Source organism: Nocardia sp. NPDC041819, from assembly GCF_055590505.1.
This window is the reverse complement of the sequence record NZ_JBVJAP010000004.1, coordinates 199056-215849: the sequence shown is the minus strand read 5'-3', so window position 1 is coordinate 215849 and position 16794 is coordinate 199056. Positions and strand designations below refer to the sequence as shown.

At 67.9% G+C, this 16794-nt stretch carries 16 protein-coding genes; 7 read left to right on the top strand and 9 right to left on the bottom strand.

Annotated features, from left to right (window positions below):
• Positions 1-57: 57 nt before the first annotated feature.
• Positions 58-438 (top strand): Aca2/YdiL-like domain-containing protein, encoded by a 381-nt coding sequence (locus ACZ6DL_RS15550; RefSeq protein ID WP_051174996.1) that lies wholly within the window; start codon positions 58-60, stop codon positions 436-438.
• Here the strand turns inward: ACZ6DL_RS15550 and recO are convergent.
• The 8 genes from recO to ACZ6DL_RS15510 form a co-directional block, all read right to left on the bottom strand.
• Positions 395-1165, bottom strand: a complete 771-nt coding sequence (recO, locus tag ACZ6DL_RS15545) for a DNA repair protein RecO (protein WP_040865627.1) — start codon at positions 1163-1165, stop codon at positions 395-397. The genes ACZ6DL_RS15550 and recO overlap by 44 nt on opposite strands.
• Positions 1166-1576: 411 nt before the next feature.
• Positions 1577-1777: a DUF6186 family protein gene (locus tag ACZ6DL_RS15540; RefSeq protein WP_466051582.1), complete on the bottom strand. Its 201-nt coding sequence runs from the start codon at positions 1775-1777 to the stop codon at positions 1577-1579.
• On the bottom strand, positions 1774-2187 hold the full coding sequence (locus tag ACZ6DL_RS15535) for a hypothetical protein (RefSeq protein ID WP_466051580.1): 414 nt from the start codon (positions 2185-2187) through the stop codon (positions 1774-1776). The genes ACZ6DL_RS15540 and ACZ6DL_RS15535 overlap by 4 nt, the downstream gene beginning before the upstream one ends.
• A 105-nt stretch (positions 2188-2292) precedes the next feature.
• Positions 2293-2898, bottom strand: coding sequence for a TetR/AcrR family transcriptional regulator (locus ACZ6DL_RS15530; RefSeq protein WP_466051579.1), 606 nt, complete (start codon positions 2896-2898; stop codon positions 2293-2295).
• On the bottom strand, positions 2885-3751 hold the full coding sequence (locus ACZ6DL_RS15525) for an alpha/beta fold hydrolase (RefSeq protein ID WP_466051577.1): 867 nt from the start codon (positions 3749-3751) through the stop codon (positions 2885-2887). The genes ACZ6DL_RS15530 and ACZ6DL_RS15525 overlap by 14 nt, the downstream gene beginning before the upstream one ends.
• Positions 3752-3826: 75 nt before the next feature.
• Positions 3827-4129: a hypothetical protein gene (locus ACZ6DL_RS15520; protein ID WP_466051575.1), complete on the bottom strand. Its 303-nt coding sequence runs from the start codon at positions 4127-4129 to the stop codon at positions 3827-3829.
• A 197-nt stretch (positions 4130-4326) separates the two neighbouring features.
• On the bottom strand, positions 4327-5457 hold the full coding sequence (locus tag ACZ6DL_RS15515; RefSeq protein WP_466051573.1) for a ThiF family adenylyltransferase: 1131 nt from the start codon (positions 5455-5457) through the stop codon (positions 4327-4329).
• Positions 5454-6893 (bottom strand): phenylacetate--CoA ligase family protein, encoded by a 1440-nt coding sequence (locus ACZ6DL_RS15510; protein WP_466051571.1) that lies wholly within the window; start codon positions 6891-6893, stop codon positions 5454-5456. The genes ACZ6DL_RS15515 and ACZ6DL_RS15510 overlap by 4 nt, the downstream gene beginning before the upstream one ends.
• A gap of 161 nt (positions 6894-7054) precedes the next feature.
• On the opposite strand from ACZ6DL_RS15510, the gene ACZ6DL_RS15505 reads away from it, so the two are divergent.
• Both ACZ6DL_RS15505 and ACZ6DL_RS15500 read left to right on the top strand, forming a co-directional pair.
• Complete coding sequence (locus ACZ6DL_RS15505) at positions 7055-10819, top strand: nSTAND1 domain-containing NTPase (protein WP_466051569.1); 3765 nt, start codon at positions 7055-7057, stop codon at positions 10817-10819.
• A gap of 214 nt (positions 10820-11033) precedes the next feature.
• Complete coding sequence (locus tag ACZ6DL_RS15500) at positions 11034-11765, top strand: MSMEG_1198 family transcriptional regulator (protein ID WP_466051568.1); 732 nt, start codon at positions 11034-11036, stop codon at positions 11763-11765.
• Between the two features lie 35 nt (positions 11766-11800).
• On the opposite strand, the gene ACZ6DL_RS15495 is transcribed toward ACZ6DL_RS15500, so the two are convergent.
• The gene (locus ACZ6DL_RS15495) at positions 11801-12541 is read right to left on the bottom strand and encodes an MSMEG_1198 family transcriptional regulator (RefSeq protein WP_357037402.1); all 741 of its coding nucleotides are present in this window, start codon (positions 12539-12541) and stop codon (positions 11801-11803) included.
• Between the two features lie 598 nt (positions 12542-13139).
• On the opposite strand from ACZ6DL_RS15495, the gene ACZ6DL_RS15490 reads away from it, so the two are divergent.
• Genes ACZ6DL_RS15490 through ACZ6DL_RS15475 form a run of 4 tightly spaced genes read left to right on the top strand, consistent with a single transcriptional unit; the run spans position 13140 to position 16715 of the window.
• On the top strand, positions 13140-14648 hold the full coding sequence (locus tag ACZ6DL_RS15490; RefSeq protein ID WP_466051566.1) for an Hsp70 family protein: 1509 nt from the start codon (positions 13140-13142) through the stop codon (positions 14646-14648).
• Between the two features lie 2 nt (positions 14649-14650).
• Positions 14651-15745, top strand: coding sequence for a tetratricopeptide repeat protein (locus ACZ6DL_RS15485; RefSeq protein ID WP_466051564.1), 1095 nt, complete (start codon positions 14651-14653; stop codon positions 15743-15745).
• Positions 15742-16254 carry a nucleotide exchange factor GrpE gene (gene grpE, locus ACZ6DL_RS15480; RefSeq protein WP_466051563.1) on the top strand — a complete coding sequence of 171 codons (513 nt, stop codon included), beginning with the start codon at positions 15742-15744 and terminating at the stop codon, positions 16252-16254. The genes ACZ6DL_RS15485 and grpE overlap by 4 nt, the downstream gene beginning before the upstream one ends.
• Complete coding sequence (locus ACZ6DL_RS15475; RefSeq protein ID WP_466051561.1) at positions 16254-16715, top strand: hypothetical protein; 462 nt, start codon at positions 16254-16256, stop codon at positions 16713-16715. The genes grpE and ACZ6DL_RS15475 overlap by 1 nt, the downstream gene beginning before the upstream one ends.
• The last annotated feature ends 79 nt before the right edge of the window (positions 16716-16794 follow it).

Here is a 16794-nt window from a genome sequence, read left to right as displayed (position 1 = left end):
CGGCGCCGGTGACTTATTCTTTTCCCTATCGTGATACTGGGGAGGGGTTTCTCGAACGTGACCGATTTACCAGGCACCGCGACCGCGGCGGGTTTCCGGGCCACTCGTGAACTGCTCGGCCTTCCGGTTCCATGGTGTGCACGGTTCTTCGCGGTCGCGGAACGCACCGTCGAGCGGTGGGAGAAGGGGGCCTTCCAGATTCCCGACATCGTGGCCAGGGAACTCGCCTCCATCGCGGACGAGACCGACCAGGTGGTCGAGGCCATGGTCGACGCCATCGACGCCGGGGAGATCTCACCCCGCCTGCACACCTACCGGACCAACGACGACTACTGCAAGCACGAGCCGGACACCCGCTACCCGGCCACCTGGCATCGTGCCGTGTGCGCCCGGGTCATGATCGAGCTGCCCCAGGTAGAGCTTCAATTCGTGGAGTAGACCGCTCGATCAACGGCAGCGTGCGCAACTGACGTTCCAGATGCCACTGCAAATGCGCCGCGACCAGGCCGCTGGCCTGTCGCCGCACCGCCTCGGGCGTCGCCTCGACCTGCTCCCACTCCCCCCGCAACAACGCGACCAGCAGGTCGAGCACCCCCGGCGCGGGCGTCGCCGCACCCGGGGGACGGCAATGCACACACACCGCGCCTCCGGCGGCGACGTGGAAAGCGCGATGCGGACCCGGTGTCGCGCACTTGGCGCACTCGTCCAGTGCGGGCGCCCAGCCCGCGAAACCCATGGCGCGCAACAGGAACGCGTCCAGGATCAGTTCGTGCGGGCGCTGTTTGGCCGCGATGGCGCGCAGGGCGCTCGCGGTGAGCGCGTGCAGCCGGGGCGCGGGCGCGCGCTCCTCCCCCGCCAGACGCTCGGCGGTCTCCAGTACCGCGCACGCGGTGGTGTATCGCCCGTAGTCGTCGATGATGTCGGCGGCGAACGCCTCCATCGTGTGCACCTGGGTGACGGTGTCCAACGTGCGCCCGGGGTGCAGCTGCACGTCGATGTAGGAGAACGGCTCCAACCGGGCCCCGAACCTCGACTTGGTGCGCCGCACCCCCTTGGCGACCGCGCGAACCAGCCCGTGCTGCCGCGTGAGCAGCGTGACGATGCGGTCCGCCTCGCCCAGCTTGTGCTGGCGCACCACAACCGCCTCGTCCCGATACAAACGCACGTGCTCAGCTTAATTGCAGCGCCTGCGGCGCTGCGTGTTCGCGGCCCCCTTATGGCTCGCGTTCGCGCGACCGCCGCTGGCGACTTCGTCGCGGACGCGACGGCCGCGCAAACGCGAGCCGGGCCGCGAACCGAACATGCTCGGTCTCGCTTCGCTCGAAACCGGGAGTTACGGTCAGCCGGGGGCGTCGGTATGCGAACTCCAGACATCGGGTGCGCGGCCCGGGCCGGACAACCGACAACCCTGAGGACGGTTCGTCGTGCAATCCGGCCGCCCATACGCCAGGGGCGAGTTGCTTTCTGCCAGTGTCAACAGTGATGCCCGGTCTCGCTTCGCTCGAAAGCAGGAGTCGCGGTGAGCCGGGCGCGGGGCATGCGAACTCCGGACAGGTGGCATGCGGCTCCACGGGCCTCACCTGGCCAAGAAATGCCAGCCGAGCCATGCCCATATGAGCACGGCGGTGATTCTCGTTGTTCGCGTGCCGGTCAGGTACGCGATCGTTTCGCCGAGGGACGCGACCGAATCCCGGCGCAACCGCGTCAGCAGGATCGCGACGAGTGCGGCCGCCGCGATCAGGCCGAATCCGAGGAGGATGATGCCTCGGTCGCTCATCTCGACACCAGCCACCACCCGGCGCCCAGCCACACCAGCCAGCCGGCGAGCCGCAGCGGCCACTGTTCGAGCGCCGGATCCAGCAGCGTGGACAGTGTCGGGTGCTCGTCGCTCGGCTGATTCAGGGCGGGCTGCCGCGACAATGCGTAGACCTCCCACGCCAACACCGCGACCAGCAGCGCCGACCACACAGCCACGCCACGTCCGAGCCGGGTGGTGCACGGCGGCCGCGCGCTTCGCCCGCGGAACGCCAGCACCAGCGCGCCCAGCGCCGCCACCGCCACGATCGCGGTCGCAGGCCTGCTGAAGGGGCGGGTCGCGGCACCACCTGCCGCCAGCAGGAGACCCACGGTCAGCGCCGTCGCACGCCAGGGGAGTCGATATGCCGAGCGCGCCGGTTGCTCAGTCACGTGCGCAGGATAAGGCCGTGCGTGGCCGGATTCGGGGAGGCGAGGCACCTACCACGAGCGAGCGGCGCCGTCCGAGACCGACGCGCGCCGAGCAGCCGGAGCAATTCAACCGCTGGTGCGCATGAGTCCGGAGATCAGCAACAGCACCGACTCCTGTGCCTCGGCGCGGGCGCGATCGGGGTCTTCGGCGTGCGCGACGATCAAGGAGGCCTCGCTGATCACGCTGACGACGAGCTGGGCCAGTACGGGGATGGGGGCGTCGGCGATCAACCCGGCGGCGCGGGCGCGCTCGAGTTGCCTGGTGATCAGGCCGAGGCCGTGCGCGGATTCGAATTCGCGCCAGGCCTGCCAGCCGAGCACGGCTGGGGCGTCGGTGAGGGCGATCCGCAGCATCGCCGGGCGCTGGCAGATCTCCAGGAAAAGCGCGAGCCCCACCGCCATTCCGGCCATCACGTCCTCGGAATCGACCGCCCCGATGGCGTTCTCGATCTCCTCGGTGATCTCGACCTCGATCTGCTCCAGCACCGCGAGGAACAGTCCCCGTTTGTCGCCGTAGTGGTGGTGCAGCGCGCCGCGGGTGACGCCTGCCTCGATGACCAGCCCTTCGGCCGAGGTTCCGGCGAAGCCGCGCTCGGTGAACAGGCGGCGTCCCGCCTGTTCGAGCGCGGCCCTGGTCGCGCGAGACCGGTCTTCCTGGCTACGGCGTGGCATGCAGCCGAGTGAACTCCAGGATCGATTCGGCGAGCAACTCGGGCTGATCCTCCGACACGAAGGTGTAGGAGTCGTCGATGAGCTTCAGTTGCGCGTCCGGCAGGTCGCGGGCCAGGCGTTCGGCGAACGACACCGGGAACAGCCGGTCCTCGCGCGCCCAGGCCAACAGCACCGGGATGTCGACCTCGGCGAAGTGGCGCGCGGCTTCCAGCGTGTAGCGGCGATGCGCCGATTTCAGGAAGCGGCGCAGATCTTTCCGGATCGCGGCGGAATTGCGGCTCGGCAGCAGATAGGAGTCCACGATCTCGGGCGGAACGGGCCGCTTGGTCACCCATCCGAAGGCCAGCGGCAGGCGGTGCAGCGCCCGGATCCGCAGCGCCGCGGTGAGGGGGCGCAGCGATCCCGGGATCTTCGCCAGCAGCGGAAGCGAGGTGAACGGCTGCGGCAGGAAACTCTCGTAGCTGTCCACCGAGGCGAGCACGACGCGGCCGACGCGGGACCGGTCGCGGGTCAGCAGCACCTGGGTGATCGCTCCGCCGGTGTCGTTGGCGACCAGGGTGACGTCGGTGAGGTCGAGACGTTCGAGAAACGCGGCGATGAGATCGGCGATGCCGATGGGGGTCAGTTCCGCGTCCGGGACCGGGATCTCGTGCGAGCCCAGCGGCCAGTCCGGCGCCAGGCAGCGGTATCCGGCCGCGGCGACCACGGGCACGACTTTGCGCCAGACGTCCGCGTTGACGAGCAGGCCGTGCACGAAGACGACCGGAGCACCCTCCCCCGTCTCGTGATAGCGAATGCGGCCGCCGGGCAGATCCACCTCGCGGGTGCGGCCGAGAGCTGTGCTGGTTGCCATGGGTCCTCCCAGTGTTCGGGTTCCCGTCCACTGTTACATACATACCGTATGTATGTCTACATTCGGCTCGATGGATCAGCGGAAGACAGCCTCGACCGCGTCCTTCGAGGCCATCACCGCGGTCGCCAAGGAGGCGACCCCTGCGACGGACTCTCCGACCGCGTGGAGGACACCGGTGAGAACGATCCGGTTCGGCCGATCCTTCGCCGCCTCGACCGCCGCGCGCCGAGTCGTCTCCTCGACCAGCTGCCGGTCCTCCAGGTCGATGTCGCACCCACTGATCCGGTCGAGCAGATCGCTCAGCGAAGAACGCAGATCCTCCACCGCCTTCGATGGGGCCGCACCGTCGCCGCCGATCCGCCTCCGTCGGGCACGCACACCACAGTTCCCGCAGAACGGGTAGCCGTGGCGGTTGAAATGCTGACACTCGGCGCATCGCACCTCGCCAGCCAAACATCCGGCTCGGGTCGAGCCGAGCGGAACCAGGAAGCCGTGCCAGGTATGGCCGGACACCGCCGTACCCGGGTTCGTTTCGGCTCGACGCGAATCCTTATCGGCAAGATCTTGCTCGAGCACTAGGGGATGCCGAGCATCGCGCGGAACTCCGCCTCTCCCAGCTCGTTCCACCGCTCCCGCGTACCCCGCAGCAGCGTGTCGAGATCCACTCGATACCTGCCGGAGGACAAGCTGCTACCACAGGCGATCAACCGTGCGGCCAGGCCGGCCAGCGCCCCCGCGAGAGTCACCGCGGTGGCCAACTGCGGCCACGAGGGCAGGCTGCGGCCGACTTCGGTCAGCGAGTAGCGCGTCCGCGGTGTGACGTCGCTGCCGACGATGGCGGTGGCCAGCTCGATCCGTCGCGCCGGATCGCGCAGCTCGGCCGCCGTCAGGTCGGTCAGATCGCCGGCCCGGCCGTGCAAGAACGGATAGTCCGGTTCCAGGTCGTAGCGCTCCACGTCGACGAAGGAGCTGTCGCCGTGATCGGTCGCCATCACCACGGGGATGCCGAGCGCGCGGGCGCGCTTGCGGATATCCACTTTCAGCGCGAGGTCGTCCATCTCCTCGATGAGGACGGTCAGGGGCGCGGAGCCTCCCGGCCCGCCCAGGTAGTCCAATGCGTTCTCCGGCCGGTACCCCTCGGGGAAGGCGGCGATCTCGCTATAAGGGTCCAGCTCCAACGTACGGCGTTGCGCCAGAGTCAGTTTGGGTTCGCCGAGATCGCACACCGACGCCTGGAGCCTGTTGAGGTTGGTGCATCCGAGAGTGTCGTGCTCGGCGAGCCGGAACCGCCGGGCGCCGGACATCGCGCAGACCGCCAGCGCGGAAGCGCCCACGCTGAGCCCGGCCACTCCCACCACGGCGTCCGACCAGGCCCGTTGCTCGTCACCGGTCAGCAGGTGCCGGTTCCTGGCCGTTCTCAAGCGCCAGAACTGCTCGCGGTCGGGCAGTTCGACGATGGTCCGGCGCCACGGGTACACGACGTAGCGGCTGATCCGGTCGACGGCCGCACCGTCCCGCACCGAGGTCAGGTAGTCCTCCAGCGCTGCCGCCGCGGCCGGGGTCCCCGCGGCGAGTTCGGGCCGCTCGATCAACGCGAGTTCCCTTGCCGCACTCGCCCAGCCGTCGACCAGCCGGTACCCGGATCCGGGTGCGCACAGTTCGGCGATGCGCCGCTCGTCGTCTGCCGGATGCAGGATTTCGATCATGACCGCGCTCCCGTCCACCGGTGCTTGACGCCCGTCTCGAAGCCCGCGCCGCCGTGCCGGTGCAGGCTGATCTGCGGCTCGGCGGCCGAGCCGAGCGCCCGGTGCAGGCGGCGGTACTCGCTGTTGGTGCGCAGCAGGGCATCGACCACCTTCCGCTCCAGCAGCGCGGTGAATCCGCCTGCGGGGCAGACGCCGTCGCGGAGCTCCACGCGCAGCCGCAAGGTCTGCTCGAATCGTGCGTCCGTGTCGGTCACCAGCACGAATTTTCCCGTGACCGTCGGGCTGACGTCCGGGTCCTCCAGCGCGGCGCGGATGTTCTCCGGGTAGATCTCCAGCGCGTAGAACGACGCGGCGACGTCGGTGCGCCGGTGCAGGGCGAGGAACCCGCAGGAGTCGGTGGAGGTGCGCACCGGCAGACGGTGACCGTGCGCGTCGAGGACGGCGGCGAGCTCAGCGGCGGAGAAGATCCGGCCGACATCGTTGATCCGGTAGCGCAGCAACGGGATCGCGGTATCGGCGCTGAACAGGAATCGGCCTTCGGCGTCGACTTCGGTATACCGATACTCCGCGTCGTACTCGACGAAGGTCGGCTGCGGGTGCGCCTCGCCGAACAAAGCCTCGCTCAGCGCGGGATCAGCGCCGGCCGCGCGGCGGACGGCGACACTGGTGCGCGTCTCGCAACCCATGATGCCCGCGTCGGCGGTGCCGTAGACGACGCGGATCTCCCCCGGCTGCCCCGGCTTGCCGATCCGGTCGAGCACGTAGTCCCGCCATTCTTCGGTGATGGCCTCGCCTGCCAGCAGAATGCGCAGGTTCTGGCGCAGCACCTCGGCGGGCGCCCGATCCAGCACATCCTTGACGAACGGGGGGTAACCGGCCAGGACGACCTGGTCGTAGTGCGGGCCCAGTTCGGCGATGTCGGCCAGGATCGTCTCCGGTTCGATGCCGGGTGCGATGGTCGAGATGCGGTGCCCGCGCTGACGCATCGCGGTGGCCGCCGCGTAGGTGTAGGTGCCTCCGATCCAATTGCCCATCGCGAAGCCGACGACCAACAGCGTGGACCGCTGCCGCGTCTGGAAGCTGTCGCGGAACACCCGCGAATAGAGCTCGATCGCCTCTTCCTGGGCGACGAGGTCCCTCGGCCAATAGCTGGGCCGGCCGGTGGAGCCGGAACTGCACGACCACGTCCCGGCCGAAGCGACGTCGCCGTGCCAGAGCAACATGCGCAACGGGTAGTGCCGCAGGTATTCCGCTTTGGTCATCGGCGGCAGCGCGGCGAAGTCATCGGCGGTTCTGATGTTTGCCGGTTCGATTCCGCGGCGCGCGAGGAAGTCGGCGTAGGCCGGCACGTGGATCGCCGCCCGGTGGAAGGTATCGAGGGCGCGGCCGAATCCGGGCCTCGGCCGGGTCGGCAACGACAGTGATGGTGCGGACATGGTGGCTGTTTCCTTTCCTCCCACTGCGGCGATGCGCGGAGCACGTTCGCGGCGTGGGTTCAGGAAATAGCCTCTGAGCAGTGCGTACGGTCGAGAAAGAAGTCAATACAAGGTCCATACGACACGCCGCGCCGCCGCCCGGATCTCGCTAGACTCCCGTCATGACCGATGGGGGCGGGAGGCGGGTGGATCCTCGATCCATCTCCACCCGAGAGGAATTCGCGGCGGCCTTCACACGGCTGCGCACCACCGCCGGGTTGACCGTCCGCCAGGTCGTCGAGCACTCGGGAGGCCTGCACGGCACGGTTAGCGGATGGTTCGCCGGTCACCATGTGCCGACCGAGCAGAACGAGCGGATGTTCCGGGATGTCCTGACGGCGTGCGGCGTTCGTGACCCGGAGGGGCAACAGCGGTGGCTCGCGGCGGTCCGGCAGGTGCGTCCGACGAGCGGACGCAGGCGTAGCCAGGGACCGGTGCCCTACCGGGGCCTGGAGCCTTTTCGACCCGATGACGCCGAATGGCTCTTCGGCCGCGCCGAACTCACGGCGGATCTGCGACAGCGCGTTTCGTCGCTCGCCGGATCCGAACAGCGGATACTCATCGTCACCGGCGCCTCCGGCTCGGGGAAGTCCTCGCTGCTGCGCGCCGGACTGCTACCCGCGCTCCAGCGCGAAGGCCGCACGGCCGCGGTGGTCACCCCCGGCGCACATCCGGCCCAGGTACTCCAGGACCCCGCCGACGTCCTGGTCATCGATCAGTTCGAGGAGACCTGGACACTGTGCCTCGACGACGGCGAGCGAGCCGACTTCCTGGCCGCGCTCGCGGGCGACGCGAGCGGCCGGACCCACGTGCTGGGACTGCGCGCGGATTTCTACCGCCACGCCGCCGAAGAGCCGTTCTTGCACCACGCGCTGGCGCATCATTCGGTGCTGGTCGGCCCCCTGAGCAAGCAGGCGCTGTGCGACGTCATCATCGAGCCGGCCCGCAAAGCGAACTGGAGCGTGGAAGACGAACTCGTGCAGCTGCTGATCGTGGAACTCGCGCCGCGCGGGTCCGCCGAAGCTCACGACACCGGCGCTCTCCCCTTGCTGTCGCATGCTCTGCTGGAGACCTGGCAACGGTCCAGCCGCCGGAAGATGACCGTCGCCGACTACAACGCCGTCGGCGGAATCGCGGGCGCCATCGAGCAAACCGCCGAAACCGTGTATCGCGGTCTCACCGAGCCGCAGCGGCAGATCACCCGCCGCACGTTCCTGCGACTGCTCAACATCGACGACGATGTCACCACCCGTCGCCGGGTACAACGCCAGGAGCTGTTCTTCGACTACGACTCCGTCGCGAACGTGAACACCGTGATCGAGCGGTTCGCCACGCACCGCCTGCTCACGGTCGAGGAAGAGACCGTCGCGATCACGCACGAGGCGCTGATCGGCGCCTGGTCCCGGATGCACCGGTGGCTCGACGAGGATCGGGAGAGCCTGGCCGTGCACCGCAGGCTGACCCAGGCCACCCAGGTCTGGCTCGACAACAACGAGGACCCCAGCGCGCTGCTCGGACCCGCGAGGCTGGAGTTCGTCCAGGAGTGGGCGCGCGACGACGGACATCGGCGAGACCTCAACCAGCGCGAACGCGACTACATCGCCGCCAGTATCGCCCACCGGGCGGAGATCCAGGCCGGAGAACGCCGCCGCACCCGGATCTTGCAGCGGATGGTCGCGGGCTTGGCGACCGCGCTGATCGCGACGATCGTCTTGACCGGTGTCGCACTGGTGGCCCGGTCGAACGCCGCGCACGCGCGAGACGAGGCGCTGTCGCGCCAGATCGCGCTCCAAGCGGAGCGACTGCGCGGCACCGATCCCGCGCTGTCGGCGCAGCTCGCGCTCGCGGCCTTCCGCATCCGACCCACCCTCGAAGCCCGCTCCGCGCTCTTGGACAGCACCGCGGTGCAGACGCCGACCCGGCTGCTCGGACCCGACGGCGGCACGCTGGTGGCCACCGACCGCTCCGGAGTCGTACTCGCCGTCGGCCGCAGCGACGCCACGATCGACCTGCACCACCTGCACCGGAGCACCCGTTCCGGACAGCCCGGGTCGGCGGATTTCCGCAGCCGGATTCCCGCGCCCCGGCCGGGAGCGGTTCTCGGCTCCGTGACGATGACTCCCGACGGCGCACTGCTGGCCGCGGCATTCGGCGGCCACATCGATCTCTGGGACATCGCGAACCCGGACGCACCCCGGACGCTGGCCACCCTCGCCGGAACCGGCGTCCAGTACCGCACGCTCGATCTCGGCCCCGACAAGCACTCCCTCGCCGCGACGACCACCACGGCGGAGATCGTCCGATGGGACATCACCGACGCCCGGCACCCGATTCCGTTGCCCGCCTGGCAGCTTCCCGCAGGCGCACCCGTCATCGCGTTCGCCCCGAACGGGAAGCTTCTCGCCGCCGCGGGAAATGCGGGCGCACTGCGCATCTGGGCCACCGACCGGGACGTTCCGCTGACCGACATTCCGCCCGACGGTTCCACGGCGCAGGCATTGTCGCTGCGATTCAGTCCGGACAGCTCCGTCCTCGCCGTCCCCGGACGCGCCAACGAGGTGCGCCGCTGGGATGTGCGCGACCCGGCCGCCCCGGCGCCACTGCCCGCGCTGCGTGGATTCACCAGTTATGTCAACGACGTCGCCTTCAGCCCGGACGGCACGCGGCTGGCCGCGGTCAGCTCGGACAACAAGACGCGCGTGTGGCGCCTGGACACCGACCAACTGGAGATGGAACTGCCCAACCCGGTCATCGTGGTGTCGGTGCGCTTCGCCCTCGACGCGCACGCACTGATCACGGGCAGTCTCGACGGCACCGTCCGGATCTGGCCGCTGCCGGGCCCGGTCCTGCGCGGGGCACAGAGCGTGGTCTTCCAGACACCGATCGATCGCAGCGGGAAGCTCTTGCTCGTCGGCACCGGCGCGGGCGACGGCAGCGCCCACCTGTGGAACCTCGGCGATCCCGCGGCACCCGTCGAATACGCCGCGCTGCCCGTCGGCGCGGATGAGAAGAGTTGCGGAGCGGTCGCGCTGGCGATGGACGGTTCGACGGCCGCGGTCGGCACCCGCGCCGGGCACGTACTGCTGTGGGACCTACGCGATCCGGCGCACCCCCGGCCGACATCGAAGGTGGCCGCCGTCAACGGCATCGTCTCCGCCATGACCTTCACCCCCGACGCCAAGACGTTGGTCGTCGCGGGCCAGGACGATCCGACTGTCACGCTGTGGGACCTCGGCGACCTGGCCGCCCCGCGATCGCTCGGCGCGGTCTCCACCGGTCCCGGCCTGCCGGGCATCGCCGCCGTCGACGCCGCGGGCGCCCAACTCGCCATCGCCACGTCCAACGAGTCGGTGTTCCGCTGGGACATCCGTGATCGCGCCCGCCCGCGGGAACTGCCCGAACTCTCCGGATTCACCAACGATCTGGCCGCCGTGGCCTTCAGCCCCACCGCGCCGATCCTCGCCGCGGGCAGCATGGACCACACCGTCAAACTCTTCGACCTGTCCGACCCGGAGGCGCCCCGGCATCTCGCCACGCTGATCGGCGCCGCCGACGCGATCATCACCGTCAATTTCGGCCCCGACGGCACGCGACTGGTCGGCGGCGCCAGTGACAACGGCATCTGGGTCTGGGACATCACCGACCCGCGCGACCCGCGGCGGCTGGCGGTGCTCAACGCCTACACGGGTCGGGTCAACGATGCCGTCTACGCGCTGGGCGGCGATGTGCTGCTCGCGGCGGGACCGGACCGGATCGTGCGCGTCTGGGCGACGGACGTCGACGAGGTCGCCGCCGAACTCTGCGACAGCGGCAGCGGGCCGATCACCGCCACCGAGTGGCAGCGCTACCTTCCGACCATCGCCCAGCACGGTCTGTGCCCGCAGTAGCGCACTGCCGGGCAAGATGTTGCAGCCCCCTACCGCACGGAGGCAACCATCGACGAAAAGGTCTCGCGGGGTGGCTGTTACGGGCCGACAGAGCCGGACGGAGTGCCAGATCCGGCGTCGATGATCTCCCGTGCGCTTCTGCGCGAGGCTCATACTTATCTTCTCGCCGCGGGACGGAAAGTTTCCATCGGGATCACGAGAGGGGAAACGATTCATGCGACTCCTCGTCGCTTCACCGCTCGGAAACGTCATCGAACCGACGCTGTCGGCGTCCTTCCCCGCGGCGAAGGTCATCGTCGCCCGCGACCGGGCAGAGGTGGTCCACGCTGTCACCGGCATCGAGAAACTCGACGTGGTGCTCGCGGACCTGGTATGGAACGACCCCGAGCAAGAGTTCCGCTTCGACGGGTTGGATGTCCTGGAAATGGTGCGCGAAAGCCGGACGGGCACTGCCGTTCTGCTGGCAGGCCAAGGGCACAGCATGGAGCAGGATCACTTGGACGAGGCGTACCACCGGGCGGACGAGATCGCGGGTGTGCACGAGAAAGCCACGGGGGTAGCGGCACTGCTCTCGGCGATACGACAAGCGGCCGACGGCCGACGCCTGCCGAATCGGCGCGCGACAGACGGTATTCCGTCGCTCTATGAACTTTTCACCGGACGAGACGGAGTAATCGCGGGCCGGCTCGCCGGGGCGATCGCCTCCGGACGCACGTGGGACCCCGCGTCCCTGGCAGCCGTGGCCGAAGTCGATCTCGACGCGGCCCATTCGCTCGCCGACGGCCATCTCGGACGAATCATCGCGCAACGGCGCGAGAACGAATCCCACGGAGAGCTGACCTCCGCCGTCGTGTACCGCTGGTGTGGATTACACGCGCGCTATCTGATGAGTTGGTGTCGCCGCAACGGGCACACGGAGGTACTGACGCATCGGGACGAGAGCTGATGGCGATCCGCGCACTCCCGGTGCGGATCGTGCCGTCACGTGAATCGCGGGCCGAGGACATCGGCATGGCCGTTGCGGCGGCACCAACTGATCAGATAATGCGCGTGCTCACCGCACCAGCGGAAGACCGCCCCCTGGGTCAACGGCGTCCCCTCCGGCAACTCCTTGCGGGCGAGAATGATCGGCCCGATATAAGTGTTGGTGGCCTTGTTGGCGGTGTTGAGGCCCACCCGGGCGACTTGGGCGAGAGAGTTGTAGTCCCAAGCGGATTTGGCCGCGATCGCACCGGCCAACCGGCCCGCCGTCTCACCACGCTGTTCGGTGAACAGCGCGCACAGTGCGGGCGGCCCCTGCCGCGGGAGCGCGATCTGTTCGCTGCGGCCGGTCGCGGCGCGCTGGATAGCCGCGAGCAGCGCGGGGACGCCGGATGACTTGTCGTAGAACTCGGCGATCTCGGCCGCGCGCAGCCGGGCCTCGTCCAGGTGATCGCTCTCCATGCTGTGCCCTTGCGCGGCGAGCAGAACCTCGCTCTGCCGTTTGGTGTCACGCAGCAAGTCCAGGACATCCAAACCGTCGAAACGGTACTCCATTTCGGGTTTGTTCCAGATCAGATCCGAGATGACCACGTCGAACCGAAAACGTCCCACGATTTGAGTGCGAACCTCGTCGACATCGGAGGCAACCGCGACGGTCGATGCCGGAAAATATTGCGACAGTGTGGGAGCGATGATTCCCCCCAGGGGCGAGGCGACGAGTACTCGCAAGCTCGGTTCCATATCGCGATCTTCATCGCTGGTGATACGCGTCGGCAAGACATCGAACGTCTTTCGAACCAGTAGGTTTCATAGCGCGCGTACCGAAGCGAGATCGGCAACCCGAGCCGAAGACCGGGATACGAACCCCCGTAGCAAGATCTTGCCGAGTACGGGGCACTCGGAGCAATAATCCAGCGACATCATCAAGGAACGGCAAAAATTCGGTCCGCCGCCGATAATACGGGCCGGAAATCACTGCGAAGTTCGCTGATTACTTGCCCTCTCCGACTTATATGATTCTAAACCTGTGCACCCCCCGATGGCTCTGGAGCACAGTTCCCACTACCGGAAGGCCGATTATGGCTGAAGTATGTCCGCAATGCAGCAAGAAGACCGGAATGGACATCGGCGAGAAGGATCGTCAGGGCTGGCAGAAATACCAGTGCCAGATGTGCAAATTCGAATGGAAGGCGCCGAATCCCTGACCGTTCCCGCCGGCTGTGCGGTGCGTGGCGCGCGTCCGAAGCCGACGCGGGCCACCACAGGAACCGCACACGTCGAATATTTCGCAGTATCCGTTTTTCATGCACCGTCACCAGGTGCGTCGGGAGGGCAAACAGTGGCACATACCGTCGGTATCGATCTCGGTACCACGTATTCAGCGGTCGCCGTCGTCGGCGCGAGCGGTAGGCCGGAGATCCTGGTCAACCGGGACGGCGAGCGACTCACACCGTCGGTGGTCTTCTTCGACTCCGACAGCGTGCTGGTCGGCTCGATGGCCAAACGGTCCACGGTGACCGCGCCGCTGGATGTCGCGCAGTTCGTCAAACGGCAGATGGGCAACCCGGACTACCGATTCGTCACCTCCGACGACCGCGCCTACTCGGCCGAGGAAGTGTCGGCGTTGATCCTCAAACGACTGAAGGAGGACGCCGAACTCGTCCTGGGGCAGGTCACCGACGCGGTGATCACGGTCCCGGCGTTCTTCGACGACGCGCGACGGCGGGCGACCAGGGACGCGGGCACGATCGCCGGTCTCAACGTGCTGCGTGTGGTGAACGAGCCGACAGCGGCCGGGCTGGCCTTCGGACTCGATCGCGGCAGCGGCACCGTCATGGTGTACGACCTGGGCGGCGGCACCTTCGACGTCACCGTCATGCGCATCAGCGACGGCGTGTTCGACGTACTCGGCACCGACGGTTTGCACGAACTGGGCGGCTTCGAATGGGACAACCGGCTGATGCAGCACCTCAACGAGGAGTACATGGCCCAGGGGGGCGGCGATCTCACCGACGCGTTCGAGACCGAAGCCGACCTGCGTGAGAAGGCCGAACTCGCCAAACGCACGCTCAGTTCGACCCGGTCCACCCGAGTGGTGCTCAGCCACGACGGCGTCACCCGCACACTGACCGTGACGCGCGAAACGTTCGAAGACCTCACCAGCGACCTGCTCAACCAGTCGCGGGACCTGGCCCACTCCCTCGTGGAGGAGTTGAGCCTGCGGTTCGCGGACATCGATCACACCTTGCTCGTGGGCGGGTCCACCCGCATGCCCATGGTGGCGACGATGCTGGAGGAACTGACCGGCAAGCCACCGCTGCGGGCCGGAAACCCCGACGAGCTCGTGGCGCTCGGCGCGGCGCTGCGGGCCGAAGCCGAGACGTCGTCGAGCGCGGCGCGCAAGCCGGTGATCCTCGACGTCACTTCGCAGGCGCTGGGAACGGTCGCACTGAACGACAGCTTGCGGCCGCGCAACAGCATCGTGATCCCGCGCAACACCAAGATCCCCGCCGAGGCGAGCAAGGTGTTCGGCACCGTCGCCGACGGCCAGACCGAAGTGCGGATCTGCGTCACCCAAGGCGACGACGAGGACATCGACCACGTCCGGTTCGTCACCAAAGGAAAATGGCCCGACGGCGGGCAGCTTTTCGCCATCCCGCCTTATCCGGCGAACGCTCCGGTCCTGATCACCTTCCACTACGACATGGATCAGACCATCCAGGTCGAAATCACCGACCTCACCGCGGACAGATCACTCGGCACGTTCGAGGTCGACAACGTCGCCAATCTCAGCGCCACCGACATCCGGGCCGCCCGCACGAAGAACGAAAATCTCGAGGTGAATTGAGCATGACCACGACAACCGAAGAGTTCGTCAACTACTACGAAATCCTCGGCCTCGCCGAGACCGCCGACGAGGACGCCATCAAGACGGCCATCCGCGAACAGCGCAGAATGTGGAACAAGCGCGCGGGCCAGTCGGATCCCGTGAAACGCGCGCAGGCCGAAGCCCGGGTACGCCACCTCGGTCAGGCCGAACGCGTGCTGCTCGACGCGAACCGACGACGGCAATTCGACCAGCAGGCCAGGCAGTATCGGCCGACGAGCAATCAACCGGCGCCGGTGGCGCAGAGCGGCCGGGACTGGCTCGGCCTCGCCCGTGAGTACTTCGAGCGCGGTAACGCGCCCTCCGCGTACTACTGTGCCCGCGAGGCGATCTCGGTCAACGGCGCCGACCACGAGGCGTGGGCGGTGCGCGCGAACTCGTCGTTCGTCATGGGCAACTACAAGGACGCCGGCTTCGAGTTCCGGGAAGCCATCGGTCTCAAGCCGGACAGCCCGGAATACCACTTCGACTACGCCGAAGCGTTCCTGGCCACCGGCGCGCTGAACGAAGCGCTCGCCGAATACGAGACGGCACTGCGTCTCGCGCCCGGCGAGCCGCTCTATCGGACCGCCATCGCCAACGTCTACTTGCAGCAGAACAAGAACGACAAGGCGCTGGAGCTGATGGAGGACGTGGTCCGGCATCATCCGAACGAGCAGATCTTCCAGTACTACCTGGCGCTCGCGCTGGAACAGGTCAACCTCGGCATGTGGTCGCAGCTGCGCAGCGGAGCGTACTGCATCACCTCCGAGGCCCAGATCGCCGTCACCCGTGACATGTCCGGCCGCGCGTTGAAACTCCGGTTCGACGACGGTCCGCTGCGCGCATCGCTGCAAGAGAACATCGAACTCGCCGACAAAGCCGCCGAGGCCAGGTGGGTCCACACCGGTATGGGCCCGTGGGCGGTGGCCCTCATCATCGGCTTGGCCCTGATACCCATGAAGGGCATCGGATTGCTGATCGTCGCCGCCGTCGTCGCCGGCTACACGCTCACCCACCGCATGCCGGTCTGGAAGCACAACTCGAAGCGGTACGACATCCTCGAGCGCGGCATATGACGGCCCCGCCCGGTACCGATGATCCGCTGACGACGCTGGCCGGAGAGGTCGCCCAACTGCGCGACCTGTTCCACCGCCGGTTGCTCGAGGACAAGGCGAAGAATCGAGCCTTGGACGATCTGCACGAGCAGCTCTCCCTCGCCCGCGGAGGGTTCGCCGAACAGCTGCTCGCCCCGCTGTTCCGTGAACTGCTCATGCTCGTCGATCGCGTGGCGTCGCTGAACGACGAGCACGACGAGGTGCTCGGCAGCATCGTCGACGAACTGCACGAGGTTCTCGAACGCCGTGGCGTCCGGCGCGTGCCCGCCAGGGCCGGCTTCGATCCCGACATCCATGAAGCGGTCGCCGCCGAGGCTTCCGGCCGATCGCCGGGCTCGGTGCTGCGGGTCGTGCGCCCCGGATACGTCATGGGTGCGCGCCTCTTGCGACCGGAACAAGTCGTCGTCGCGGCTCGCTCGGCGCGATCCGAGTCCGTCGAGACGGAATCCCCTATCGAAAGGTTCGAATAATGCGCAAGTCCCTTCGCACGGCCGTTGTGCTCTCCGCTTCGGCGGCATTCCTTGGCCTGGGCCTGCCGAGCGCGTCGGCGGCGCCGACCACCGTGAGCGGCACCATCGGGTGCATCAACAGTGCCTCGCCGGTCGGTGTCTGGGTCCAGGCCAAGACGTCGAAATCGGGATGGGCGCAGACCAAGGTCCCGGTCCGGCTCGGCGGCCACTCCAAGGTCGACTATTCCTTCGAGCTCGACAAAGGTGGCGACTACCAGGTACACGTCGGGTGCGGGGGGACACCGCAGAAGTGGGCGAAATCGCTGAAATCCAAGGATGTCTCGGGCACCAAGAACGATTTCCTCTGCAACGACATGGAGAGGTTCTCGGTGGCCGCGTTCAACGCGCTGGTCGGCCGGATGTTCGGCAGGCCCGACCTCACCCAGGGCGTGCCCTACGGCGAGTGCAAGCACATTCGCTGAGGCGATCCTCCGGTCGGGCGGCTCGTCCCAGCACCACATCGCTGCTGCGGCGCGTACCGCGCCGGGGAGGTAGGTGACC